Annotated in this window: 9 protein-coding genes; 8 read left to right on the top strand and 1 reads right to left on the bottom strand. The window is 61.1% G+C overall.

From position 1 onward, the window contains the following. Positions 1-204 precede the first annotated feature (204 nt). From PV407_RS13270 to PV407_RS13235, 8 genes are all read left to right on the top strand, one after another. A complete protein-coding gene (locus tag PV407_RS13270; RefSeq protein WP_332090412.1) occupies positions 205-1,134 on the top strand; it encodes a carbohydrate ABC transporter permease in 930 nt (309 codons plus the stop codon). 13 nt (positions 1,135-1,147) lie between these two features. Next, complete coding sequence (locus PV407_RS13265) at positions 1,148-1,981, top strand: carbohydrate ABC transporter permease (RefSeq protein ID WP_332090411.1); 834 nt, start codon at positions 1,148-1,150, stop codon at positions 1,979-1,981. 94 nt (positions 1,982-2,075) lie between these two features. Then, entirely contained in the window at positions 2,076-3,191 is a 1,116-nt protein-coding gene (locus PV407_RS13260) for an ABC transporter ATP-binding protein (RefSeq protein ID WP_332090410.1), read from the top strand. Between the two features lie 157 nt (positions 3,192-3,348). Continuing rightward, complete coding sequence (locus PV407_RS13255) at positions 3,349-4,080, top strand: hypothetical protein (RefSeq protein ID WP_332090409.1); 732 nt, start codon at positions 3,349-3,351, stop codon at positions 4,078-4,080. A gap of 134 nt (positions 4,081-4,214) precedes the next feature. After that, the gene (gene nagZ / locus PV407_RS13250) at positions 4,215-5,903 is read left to right on the top strand and encodes a beta-N-acetylhexosaminidase (protein ID WP_332090408.1); all 1,689 of its coding nucleotides are present in this window, start codon (positions 4,215-4,217) and stop codon (positions 5,901-5,903) included. Further along, positions 5,900-7,090: an anhydro-N-acetylmuramic acid kinase gene (locus tag PV407_RS13245; RefSeq protein WP_332090407.1), complete on the top strand. Its 1,191-nt coding sequence runs from the start codon at positions 5,900-5,902 to the stop codon at positions 7,088-7,090. The genes nagZ and PV407_RS13245 overlap by 4 nt, the downstream gene beginning before the upstream one ends. A gap of 693 nt (positions 7,091-7,783) precedes the next feature. Continuing rightward, positions 7,784-8,917, top strand: coding sequence for a serine hydrolase domain-containing protein (locus tag PV407_RS13240; protein WP_332090406.1), 1,134 nt, complete (start codon positions 7,784-7,786; stop codon positions 8,915-8,917). Positions 8,918-9,348: 431 nt separating this feature from the next. Then, the gene (locus PV407_RS13235) at positions 9,349-10,473 is read left to right on the top strand and encodes an SGNH/GDSL hydrolase family protein (RefSeq protein ID WP_332090405.1); all 1,125 of its coding nucleotides are present in this window, start codon (positions 9,349-9,351) and stop codon (positions 10,471-10,473) included. 928 nt (positions 10,474-11,401) lie between these two features. Here the strand turns inward: PV407_RS13235 and PV407_RS13230 are convergent. Beyond that, entirely contained in the window at positions 11,402-11,989 is a 588-nt protein-coding gene (locus PV407_RS13230) for a hypothetical protein (protein WP_332090404.1), read from the bottom strand. Between the last annotated feature and the right edge of the window lie 58 nt (positions 11,990-12,047).

Here is a 12,047-nt window from a genome sequence, read left to right as displayed (position 1 = left end):
CTCCCCCGAAAGTAATCGGAATAAGCTACGAAGGTTCTCTTCACTTTCGGGGGAATGGTTTCGGGGTCCCCGAAAAGTAATAGGAATACGCTCCAAGAACAAGCTTCACTTTTTGGGGTGAAAGAAGGGGGGCTCCCCCGAAAGTAATCGGAATAAGCTACGAAGGTTCTCTTCACTTTCGGGGGACCAGTTGGGAGGACGGCAATGGATAACAAATCGGTCGGAGCGATACCGGGACCGAAGGCGCCGAATACGAAGTTCGTTCAGTTTTGGAAAGATTACGGCTGGGCGTACGTATTCATTTTAGCCCCGGTACTCCTCTTTTTGCTGTTTACGTTTTATCCGGTCATATCGGCCTTTATGATGAGCTTCCAAAAGTACAACGTCATGCAGTCCAAATGGATCGGGTTCGACAACTACGCGTTCATGATCAAGGACAACGTCTTCTGGAAGTCGATCAAAAATACGGTCATTTTCACGATCGGCACGGTTCCGGTCAATATCGCCATCACGTTCATTTTGGCGTTCTTCATTTTCCAAATGAAAAACGGGTGGCAAACGTTTTTCAAAGCGTCGCTCTATTTGCCCGCCGTCGCCTCCGGCGTGACGATTTCGCTCGTATGGCTGGCCATCTTCGACCCGACCGCTTCCGGATTGATGAACCGCGTCATCGGCCTGTTCGGTCTCGACCCGGTCGTCTGGCTCGGACAATCGAACATCGCGCTGTATTCGCTCATGCTCATGAACGTGCTGGGCGCGCACGGCAGCGGCATCATCCTGTACCTGGCGGCGATGGGCGGCATTCCGAAATCGCTCTACGAAGCGGCGGACATCGACCACGCCAGCGGGTGGACGAAATTTACGAAAATTACGTGGCCGCTCCTCAAGCCGACGACGCTGTATTTGATGGTAACCGGCGTCATCACGTCGTTCCAGGTGTTCATCAGCGTCTATTTGATGACATCCGGCGGACCGAACTACGCCACGACGACGATCGCCTACTTGATCTATCAGTCGGCGTTCAACTTCTACGATTTCGGGCTGGCCTCGGCGCAGTCGTTCGTGCTGGCGGGCATTATCATTCTCGTGTCGGTCATCCAGTTCAAATATTTTTCGTCGGACATCGAATATTGAGGAGGCGGTCGCTATGTCCAAGCAATCCAAAGTCGTTTTTATAAGCATCGCGGCGGCCGTTCTACTGTTATGGGTCGTAATCACGATCATCCCGCTTTATTGGATGGTGATCGGTTCGTTCCAGGATTCGCAATCGTCGGCTTCGTTCCGGCCGCAAATGTGGCCGAGCATTTGGTCTTTGGCGCCTTACGAACGATTTTTCACGAAAACGAACGCGCTTCGCTGGCTGTTCAACTCTTTGCTCATTTCTTCGATCGTGACCGTCACGAACGTGTTTCTCGCTTCTTTGTCCGGGTACGCGTTCGCGAAGCTGAAATTTCCGGGGCGCAATACGATTTTCTGGGTGCTGCTCAGTACGATGATGATCCCGGCCCAAGTTACGCTTATTCCGCTTTACGTGTTGGTCATCAACGTGCTGGATTTGGCCGATACGTATACAGCTGTCATACTGCCGTCGATCGTAACGGTAGGCAACATATTCCTGATGAAGCAGTACATGTCCACCTTGCCCACTTCGCTCATTCATGCGGCGCGCATCGACGCCTGCAGCGAGTTCGGCATTTTCCGCAAAATCATTTTGCCGATGGCGAAGCCGGGCCTTGCCGTTTTGGCGATTTTCACGTTCGTGGCGACCTGGAACGATTTCTTCTGGCCGCTGCTCGTGACGCAGACGGATCCGATGCGCACGATTCAGGTCGGTCTCGCCAGCTTCCGGTTCGCCGAAGCGACGGACTACGGCGCGATTATGGCCGGGGCGACGATCGGCGCGCTGCCGATGATGGTATTGTTTTTCTCGCTGCAAAAATATTTCCTGCAGGGTATTACAATCGGGGCGGTCAAAGGATAAAAAGTCCCTCCAAGTTGCCGGTCGGTTCAATCTATGAAAGCAGTCGCTTACGAAGTAAGTTTTGCTCGCCGCAAAACGTTCAGGAGGGTATAAGATGGCTCAAGTCGAGTTCAGAAATGTCGTCAAAGAATATCACGACGAAAAGCGTGGAACGTTCACGGCCGTGGCCGATTCCAATTTCGTCATTCAAGATAAAGAGTTCGTCGTCTTCGTCGGTCCGTCCGGCTGCGGCAAAACGACGTCGCTGCGCATGATCGCGGGGCTCGAGACGCAGTCGAGCGGCGATATCATCATCGGCGACCGGATCGTCAACAACCTGCATCCGAAAGACCGCGACATCGCCATGGTGTTCCAGGATTACGCGCTGTATCCGCACATGACGATCAAAGAAAACTTGTCGTTCGGCCTGAAAAACTTGAAGCGGCCGAAGGACGAAATCGAACGCAAAGTGATGGAAGCCTCGAACATTCTCGGGCTGAACGAAATGCTCGACCGCAAGCCGAAGGAGCTGAGCGGCGGGCAGCGCCAGCGCGTGGCGGTCGGCCGCGCGATCGTGCGCGACCCGCAGGTGTTCCTGTTCGACGAGCCGCTGTCGAACCTGGACGCGAAGCTGCGCGTCCAAATGCGCGTCGAGCTGGCCGAGCTGCATAAGCGGCTGGGCGCGACGATCGTATACGTCACGCACGACCAGGTCGAAGCGATGACGCTCGGCGAGCGGATCGTCGTCATGAACAAAGGACGCGTGCAGCAAATCGCTTCGCCGTCCGTGCTGTACAACGAGCCGCAAAACATGTTCGTCGCCGGCTTCATCGGCTCTCCGGCGATGAACTTTATGGACGCCCGCGTCGAGGGCGGCAAGGTACACGTCGAAGGCGCCTCGTTCGAGCTGACCGAGGCGATGGCGAAGTCGCTGAAGGCGTACGACGGCCAAAAAATTACGCTCGGCATCCGCCCGGAGCATATTTACGACGAAGTGTTCGCGGAAAAAATGTCGGTCCCGAACGCGAACGCGATGAACGCGACCGTGCAGGTGATCGAAAACCTGGGCGCGGAAACGCTGCTTTATTTCCGCGTCGGCGAGCGGATGGTGACGGCGCGCGTCAACCCGGAAACGGACGTGCGGCTCGGCCAGACGATCAAGTTCATTTTCGACCGCGGCAAAATGCATTTCTTCGATCCGGAGACGGAGCAGCGGATCGTCATTCGATAACCGGGGCCGCGGATTCGGGCCTGTTGGCGGAATTTCGTTCCGTTATGCCCCGAAAAGGGCGGTCGATTCCGGTCGTTAGCGGAATTCGGTTCCGTTAACGTCCGGTCCGGCGGCCGCCGAAGGCCAAAACGAACGTATGCGCGAAGGGAGAATCGGGATGCGCAAATTAAGCTATATCGTCGTCCAATCGGCCAAGCGGGTGTACGAGGACATCGTGCCTGTGGCGATACTCAGCGTCGCGGGGGCGGTTCTGCTCGTTCCGCTCGTCTTTTTCGCGCCGATCGGAATATCGCTGTTCGTGCTGCCGTTCGTGTTCGTACCGCTTTGCGCCGGGGCGCTGTACGCGAGCCACCGGACGGGGAAAAGCGGGCGGCTGAAAGTGCGGGAGCTGTTCGCCGGCGCCTGGAAGCATTTGCTGCCGTCGATCGTGCTCGCCCTCGTCTATTCGATCTTTATATTGATCATCGTTTCGACGTGGTGGTATTACGGAGGGAAAAGCGGAACGCTTCATTTGGCGCTCGCCATTTTCCAGACGTATTTCGTCGCGATGGTGTTCGTTTCGCAAATTTACGCGCTCCCGCTGATCGTGCAGGAAGGCATTGGCGCATTCGCCGCGATCGGACGAAGCGTCAAGCTGTTTTTGCGCCATCCCGGCTATACGATCGGGGCGTTCGTGCAGCTGATCAGCTTGACCGTGCTGCTCGGCATTACGGTTATCGGCTTCGGCTGTCTGTTCCTCGGCATGTACGGCATCTACGCCAATCTCGTCACGGCGAACGTGCTGGCCGGGCCCGAGGAGGAGGACGGCGAGGACGGCTCGCGTTCGAAGGCGGAGCCGGAAGCGCGTCCGGGCGAACGGTTCGACGCCGTTTCGGCCGTAGGGCGATAAGCCGGTCGCCCGCCGGCTCGGGCGGGCGCACGCGCGCGCGCGACAATCGATCCGACTGACGGAACATGAACATGGGATTAGCCGCTCGAACTCGTTTGGGCGGTTTTTGCTCTAGATAAAGGGAGGAGAACGATTTGAACGCAAAGACGACGGAAAGCGACGCGATCCGGAAGCGGCTGTCCGCGATGACGCTGCGGCAGAAGATCGGGCAAATGATTCATTGCGGCTTCCACGGCCTGGAGCCGAGCCAGGATATCGCCCGGCTGATCCGGGAGCGGCATATCGGGGGCGTCATCCTGTTCGCCCGCAACGTGCGGGACGTCCGGCAGGTGGCGGCGATGAACGCGGAGCTGCAGCGCATCGCCCTGGAAGCGGGTGTGCCGCCGCTGACGATCGCCATCGATCAGGAGGGCGGCATGGTCGCCCGGCTGACGGAGGGCGTCGCGCTCATGCCGGGCAATATGGCGATCGCCGCCGGCGGCGACGCGCGGGCCGCGTACGATGCCGCGCGCATTACGGGCAAGGAGCTTCGCGCGCTCGGCGTCAATTTGAACTATGCGCCGGTGCTCGACGTGAACGTCAACCCGAACAACCCGGTCATCGGGGTTCGGTCGTACGGCGAATCGCCGGAGCTCGTCGCCGAATTCGGCGCCCAGGCGATTCGCGGCCTGCAGGAGGCGAACGTGAGCGCGACGGCGAAACATTTTCCCGGACACGGCGACACGGACGTCGACTCGCATCTCGACCTGCCGACGATATCGCATAGCCGCGAGCGGATCGGCCGCGTCGAGCTGGCGCCGTTCCGCCGGGCGATCGAAACGGGCATCGACGCGATCATGTCGTCGCACATCTATTTTCCGGCGTTCGAATCGGAGAAGCTGCCGGTTACGCTGTCCCGCGCCGTCCTGACCGGCCTGCTGCGCGAGGAGCTCGGCTTCGGCGGCGTCATTATGACCGACTGTATGGAGATGAAGGCGATCGCCGATCATTACGGCACGGTCGCGGCCGCCGTCATGGCCGTGGAGGCGGGCGCGGACTGCGTGCTGATCAGCCACCGCCACGATTTGCAGGAGGGCGCGATCGAGGCGATCGCCGCCGCCGTCGAAGCGGGCCGCCTCGGCGAGGCGCGCATCGACGCGTCCGTCGCGCGCCTGCTCGCGATGAAGCAGAGGCGCGGCGTGACGGCGGAAGCGGTGACGACGGCGGCGGACGAGGCGTACTTCGCGGGCGAAGCGTTCCGCGGCGTCGGCAGCCCGGCGCACCGCGAGACGGCGCGGCGCATCAGCGAAGCGGGCGTCACGCTCGTCAAGGCGGACGCCGGCGCGCTGCCGCTCCGCCGCGAGCGGACGCTCGTCGTCAGCGTGCTGGCCGGCGCGGTGTCGGAGGTCGACGAGTCCGTCGACCTGCCGGTCACGCTCGGCCAGGCGATCGCCGCGCAGGGCGTCCCGGTCGAGGAGCGGACGGTCGCCCTGGACGAGGTCGGCGCCAAGGCGGCGGAGCTGATCGGGCTGGCGGTCGGCGGCGGCTTCGGCCAAGTCGTCGTCGGCACGTACAACGCCTCGCTGCGCCCCGACCAATCGGCGCTCGTTCGTGGTATGATGGAGCAAGGAGCGAAGCCGATTGTCGTCGCGCTGCGGAGTCCGTACGACATCGCGGCGTTTCCGCAAGTTTCCGCGTTCCTCGCGACGTACGAATCGCGGCCGCTGGCGCTGCAATCGGCGGCGAAGGCGCTGACCGGGCAAATCGCGACGAAAGGCCGTCTGCCGGTCGCCGTCGACGCGAGCTGTCCGGCCGGCACGGGAAGGAGCGTGGAAGCGCGATGATCGCGAATTTGATCAACAAGCCGAGCCGGCTTATTATCGGCCTTATGTCCGGCACGTCGCTCGACGGCGTCGACGCGGCCGTCGTCAAGGTCGGCGGCAACGGGCCGGAGACGAAGGCGGAGCTCGTCGGGTTTACGTCGGTGCCGTACGAAGACAAGCTGCGCGAGAAGCTGAAGGAGCTTTGCAGCGTGGAGCATTCGGACGTGGCCAAAGTGTGCGGCATGAACTTTTACATCGCCGAGGTGTTCGCGAACGCCGCGGTACGGGCGGCCGCCGACGCGGGGATTGCCATGGACGATATCGACTTGATCAGCTCGCACGGGCAGACGGTATGGCATATTCCGGTCGCGGATGCGGCGGACTGGTCGCTCGTCCGTTCGACGCTGCAGATCGGCGATATTTCGGTCATCGCGAAGCGGACCGGCAAGCCGGTCGTCGGCGATTACCGCACCGCCGACATGGCCGTCGGCGGGCAGGGCGCGCCGCTCGTGCCGTACGCCGACTTCATTTTGTTCCGCGACGAAACGAAGGGGCGCATCCTGCAAAATATCGGCGGCATCGGCAACTGCACGGCGATTCCGGCCGGCGCGCTGCCGGAGCGGATCGTCGCCTTCGATACGGGCCCGGGCAATATGCTGATCGACCAAGCCGTCGTGACGCTGTCCGGCGGGGCGAGAAGCTATGACGACGGCGGCGCGTGGGCGGCGGAAGGCCGCGCGGATGCGGAAACGGTGGCGGAGCTGATGAGCCATCCGTATTTCGCCATGCGGCCGCCGAAAACGACCGGGCGCGAGCTGTTCGGCAAAGCGTTCGCGCAGGAGCGGATCGCGCGGATGCAGGCGAACGGGCTTTCGGACGCCGACATCGTGGCGACGTTTACGGCGTTTACGGCGCATTCGATCGCGCAAAGCTACCGCGAGTACGTTTTTCCGGTCGCGCCTGCGGAGGAAGTGATCGTCTCCGGCGGCGGCGCCCACAACCGCACGCTGCTGGCGATGCTCGGCGAGCTGCTGCCCGAGCAGGCGATTACGACGTCGGAGGCGCTCGGCCTGTCGAGCGACGCCAAGGAGGCGGTAGCGTTCGCGCTGTTCGCGAACAACTTTTTGTTCGGCTTGCCGAACAATTTGCCGTCGGCGACAGGCGCGGCCGTGCCGACCGTTATGGGCAAGCTGGCGCTGCCGGGGTAATCGGCGGACTCTTGCCGAGCCGATCGTTATGGGTAAGCTGGTTCTGCCGGGGTAACCGGCGGGCTTCGTGCGAGCGGCTTGGGGCTATGCGAAGATGAGGCGGAGCCATGCGGAATTTTAGCCGGATTATGCGGGGATTAGTTGATTCGTTGAACTTATTCGAAATATAGACGGAAGTATACGGCAGTTTTGACGGTAAGCGAAGATTGGGCGACGGTGAGATGGAAAATCTCCCGCTAATCGTTTGCCGAAAGCTCAGGCGTTCGCTTTAACGGGAATTTGTACCGCTAAAGCTGCGGATATCGTTCCGATTGCCGCGATCGGCGTAAATTAGCGTTAGGAATTCCATCTAAACGGGGTGCTGCCGGGACGAAAGCCGGAATTAACGGTATGTTTTCCCGTTCGCGTCATCTGGGTGCGTTTGGGACTGGACAATCTCCCGCTAATCGTTTGCCGAAAGTTCCGGCGCTTACTTTAACGGGAATTTGTAAGAATTTGTACCGCTAATGCTGCGGATTTCGTTCCGATTGCCGCGATCGGCATCAGGGTGACGACTACCGATTCCAAACCTAGCATCCCTATTGCGCCTAACGTACTCGATCGCCGAAGGCGATAAATTGCAAGGTCAAGCGGCGGTCCGATACAAATCGGGCCGAAGTGCCCCAATGCGATAAAAGAGAGGAGCCTGTTGACATGACGATGCAAAAGTGCCGCTACAACGCGGCGGAGGCCGACATGGATGGGGACCGGCTGCTGGACGCTTTCCGGCTGCTCGACGACGCGGTTGCGCGCGGCGATACGCCGGGCGGAGTGGCGCTGGTCGGGAGGCGCGGCCGCATCGCGGGCGTTCACGCGGCGGGAGCCGCTCACCCCGCGGCCGCGGCGGACGGCGACGAAGGCGGCGCGGGCATCCCGGCCCGGCCGGATACGATTTACGACTGCGCTTCCTTGACCAAAGTCGTCGCAACGCTTCCGCTCGCGCTCCAGCTTGTGGAGCGGGGACGGCTGCGGCTCGCCGATCCGGTGGCGGAGTACATACCCGCGTTTGCCGAAGGAGGCAAAGGGGCGGTCACGGTCGGCCAGCTGCTGACGCATACGTCCGGCCTCATTTCGCACATCAACATGTACTCGCAAGGCTGGACGCCGGAGGAGATCAAGGCGCACGTATTCGCGCAGCCGCTCCATTACGAGCCGGGGACGAGAGCGGTATACAGCGATCTCGGCTTTATCACGCTGGGCGAAATCATCTCGCTGCTGACGGGCGAAACGCTCGACGCGGCGGCCCGCAAATCCGTATTCGACCCGCTCGGCATGCGGGATACCCGTTTCCTGCCGCCGGAGGAGCTCCGTCCGCGCCTGGCCGCGACCGAGTACAACGAAGCGCTCGGCCGGCACAAATGGGGCGAGGTGCACGACGAGAACGCCTTGGCGCTCGGGGGCGTGAGCGGTCATGCCGGGCTGTTCGCGACGGCGGAAGATTTGGCGAAGTACGCCATGATGTGGCTCGCCCGCGGCCGAACGGAAAATGGCGGCCGCCTGCTGAGCGAAGCGTCCGTCGCCGCGGCGACGCGCAGCTATACGACCGGCTTGCCGGCGAATCGCGGCCTCGGCTGGGTGCTGAAGGGCGACTCATTCGACGCCTCGGGCGACCTGATGTCGCTTTCGTGCTACGGTCATACCGGTTTTACGGGAACGAGCATATGGATGGACCCGGCGCTCGACTGCTTTGCGGTCGTGCTTACGAACCGGGTGTTTTACGGGCGGGAGAAGTCGGTCGCCGGTCTTCGGAACCGTCTGCACAACGCGGTTGCGGCGGCTTGCCTTTAAATGGCGGCGCCGTGCGGGCGAAAGTGGATTTCCGAATAAAACCGGGCCGACAATCGGGCGGGATGTGTCGGCGACATAACGCCCTGCTGGAAAACGCGGCGCCGTGAGCCGAACGCGAGGCGCCGTACGACCCGGCCGGCCATCCGGCGCAAGCAAGAAAACCCCGAAAGAGACGTTTTCGGCTCTTTCGGGGTTTTTCGTCCCGCTAGTCTGCGGGAACGACGTACGGGTTGCGGCATGCCGCGGAACTATGCGGGCAAAAAATCGTCCGATCCGCCGAAAAAAAGTAATCGTTTGCTATCGGCGCCTATGGTACAATGAAGAAACGCCGGGCAAGGCTCAGCCGAGCCAAAGCAACCGCCCGGCCCTTACATAGACTACTCCATATCGGCCCCGAGCCGATATCGCATCGATTCGAGGAGGTTGTTGCAATGTCGGAACAAACGTCGTCGTCGACTTCGGTGGACGCCCAGAAGCTCGATCCGAACATGCGGCTGGAACAAAGCGATGAAACCGGACTGCTGTGGCTTTCTCCGAAGGAAGCGCCGTTCCGCCTGGCTGGCTTTCCGTGGTTCGGCCAGGACGGAGCGTACCGGAGGCTGCCGCTCCGGCCGAAGCACGCCATCCCTCCGGCGGTCAACCAATTGGCCAATTCGACCGCGGGCGGGCAAATCATGTTCCAAACGGATTCGCCGAAGCTGGCCATCCGCGTGAAGCTGGCCGGGAAGGCGGGCATGTACCATATGCCGGCGACCGGGCAGTGCGGATTCGACCTGTATATCGGCGAGCCGGGCGATCAGCAATATTTCGGTACGGTACGGTACGACCATTCGCAGCTGTCGTACGAACACGTTTTTTACGAATATCCGCATCGCGAGCTTCGCCACGTAACGCTCAATTTCCCGCTGTACCAAGGGGTGCAGGAGGTGCAGATCGGGATCGAGCCGGGCAGCGAGCTGAAGGCGCCGCTTCCGTACCGTACCGGCAAAAAAGTCGTCGTCTACGGCACGTCCATCACGCAGGGCGGCTGCGCGACGCGGCCGGGGATGGCGTATACGAACATTTTGAGCCGCCGCATCCCGCTCGAATTCGTCAATTTGGGCTTCTCCGGCAACGGCCGCGGCGAGCCGGAAGTCGCCCGCGTGCTGACCGAAATCGCGAATCCCGCGCTGCTCGTGCTCGATTACGAGGCGAATGCGGTCGACGTGGAGCTGATGCGCCAGACGCTGCCCGAATTTATCCGCATTTACCGCGAGGCGCATCCGGACGTGCCGATCCTGGTCGTGTCGAAAATCCAGTACGCCCGCGAGCGGTTCGAGCCCGCGCTGCTGCAAAAGCGGCTCGATATGAAGCGGGTGGAGATGGAGACGGTCGACATGTATCGCCGGCAGGGCGACGCGAACGTCCATTTCTTCGACGGCACGGCGCTGCTCGGCACGGACAGCTACAACGAATGCACCGTCGACGGCGTCCATCCGACCGACCTCGGCTTTTTGCGGATGGCGGACACGTTGACTCCGGTATTCAAGGAGCTGCTGAAGGACGAGCTGAACTGACGGAAAGACGGCGACGACGGAACGATTCGTTCCGCTATCGCCGTTTTTCGTTGTAGTAAAGAGTTTATAGCTTTTCGGGTTCCTTTTTGATGATCTCGCGGTTCGGATGACTGAATATGTACGCGAAAGGATGCGGCAAGCAGCGCCTTCGTTTCCACGTCCGACGGATCCGAATCCTGCCGGGCCGCTGGAATCGAACGAACGGGAAAACCTCCTGTTCACTCGCTTTCCTATAGGCATCGTGTCGAAATACCGGGAGAAGCTCCAGTTAAAATGGCGTAGTATCGGCGAAAAGCGCGGTTTGGACAAACTTAGCGGGACGTTTTCCCGTTGTTTTGCCCGGTAACGGGAAATGACGGAAAATAGCGGGAGTATTTCCATCTTGCTTCCCGCCCGCTGCCGTTTCGGCACAACCCAAAAGGATCGTTTGCTCAGAATGACCGTCCGTCCCAACCTTCGCTTAAGCGCCAAAACCGAGCGGGTTTCCTGCTGCCTGCGGTGGGAACGGCGATATCGGCTTGTATGAACTGCGCCGGCGTCGTCGGGAGTTGGAGCGGGGGGCGAGCATGGGGCGTCGGCGGAATTGGCCCCAAGCTCCAAAAGTCTAACGGACATGGCGGCCACTATTGAGCCTATTTTGGGCCTATTTTTTTTGTAACGGACTCAGGCGCAGCTATTGGGCGAAAAACCCCCTCTTGGACGGCGGTTCGGAGCAAATAAGTGCAATGGTGTCCGGTTATGTTTTCAAAACGGCCGATTTTCGCGAAAAAAAGCGCTGTGGCGTCCGTTACGTTTCGGAAGCCGATGCCCAAAAGCATCTTAACGACGGCGGAAGCGGCGGAAGCGGAGGAGCACGGGATGCGGGTACGCGCCGCTTGCCCGGTTTTTCCTCCTTCCCGGCGCCGTCGGCAGCCGCTCCGCTTCGCCGTCAGCGCTCCTGCGCCGTGACGAGGCTCCAGCGGCTCTCGTGCTTGCGCAGCAGCGGATGCGGCGCGAAGCGGGAATCGTCCGGCTGGACGACAACGAGCCGCACTTTGCGAATCCAATCCTCGAAGCCGTGATACGAGGCGAACCGGTTCGCGTACGCCCCGGACAGCCCGACGAAATAGGGGGCCGCATAGCGTTCGCCCATATACCGCAGCGCCGTGTCCATCGGCGTATATTTTTTGCGCTTGCGCTCCCAGACGTCGACATCGAGCGGGACCGAGACGTTCAGCCGCCGGACGGCTTCGCGAAGCGCCTCCTCCCGCTTGTACATCGGTGCCGGGTAGCGGACGCCCATCCGCTTGAGCGTTTCTTCGTGCGGAACGTACAGCGCGATGCGGGCGACGAACCGTCGCTCCGCCCAATCGGCGAGCAGCCCGAGCCCGCGTGCGCCGAGCCCGCCGTCCGCCGCCATGGCGGCGTCCTCTTCATCCTCCGGAATATTGAAGCTGTCGTATACGAACAGCGTTCCTTTGGTCGTTTCGCCGGGCGGTTCGTAGCCGTACGGCACTTGCGTCGCGATGCGGTCCAATGCGCGTCCCTCCTGATTGTTCCCCGGCATGCTCCAAGGCTTCTCTCCCTATAGTATA

The sequence above is a fragment of the Paenibacillus sp. GYB003 genome (genome assembly GCF_036577625.1).
Classification (GTDB): domain Bacteria; phylum Bacillota; class Bacilli; order Paenibacillales; family NBRC-103111; genus Paenibacillus_AB.
The sequence above is the reverse complement of the archived record's forward strand: the minus strand, read 5'-3'. Positions and strand labels throughout refer to the sequence as shown.

What these genes read in the sequence shown, in the direction of transcription:
- PV407_RS13235 (WP_332090405.1), top strand. Translation starts at nt 9,349, where the DNA reads ATGTCGGAACAAACGTCGTCGTCGACTTCGGTGGACGCCCAGAAGCTC.
- PV407_RS13265 (WP_332090411.1), top strand. Translation starts at nt 1,148, where the DNA reads ATGTCCAAGCAATCCAAAGTCGTTTTTATAAGCATCGCGGCGGCCGTT.
- PV407_RS13260 (WP_332090410.1), top strand. Translation starts at nt 2,076, where the DNA reads ATGGCTCAAGTCGAGTTCAGAAATGTCGTCAAAGAATATCACGACGAA.
- PV407_RS13270 (WP_332090412.1), top strand. Translation starts at nt 205, where the DNA reads ATGGATAACAAATCGGTCGGAGCGATACCGGGACCGAAGGCGCCGAAT.
- PV407_RS13240 (WP_332090406.1), top strand. Translation starts at nt 7,784, where the DNA reads ATGACGATGCAAAAGTGCCGCTACAACGCGGCGGAGGCCGACATGGAT.
- PV407_RS13245 (WP_332090407.1), top strand. Translation starts at nt 5,900, where the DNA reads ATGATCGCGAATTTGATCAACAAGCCGAGCCGGCTTATTATCGGCCTT.
- PV407_RS13255 (WP_332090409.1), top strand. Translation starts at nt 3,349, where the DNA reads ATGCGCAAATTAAGCTATATCGTCGTCCAATCGGCCAAGCGGGTGTAC.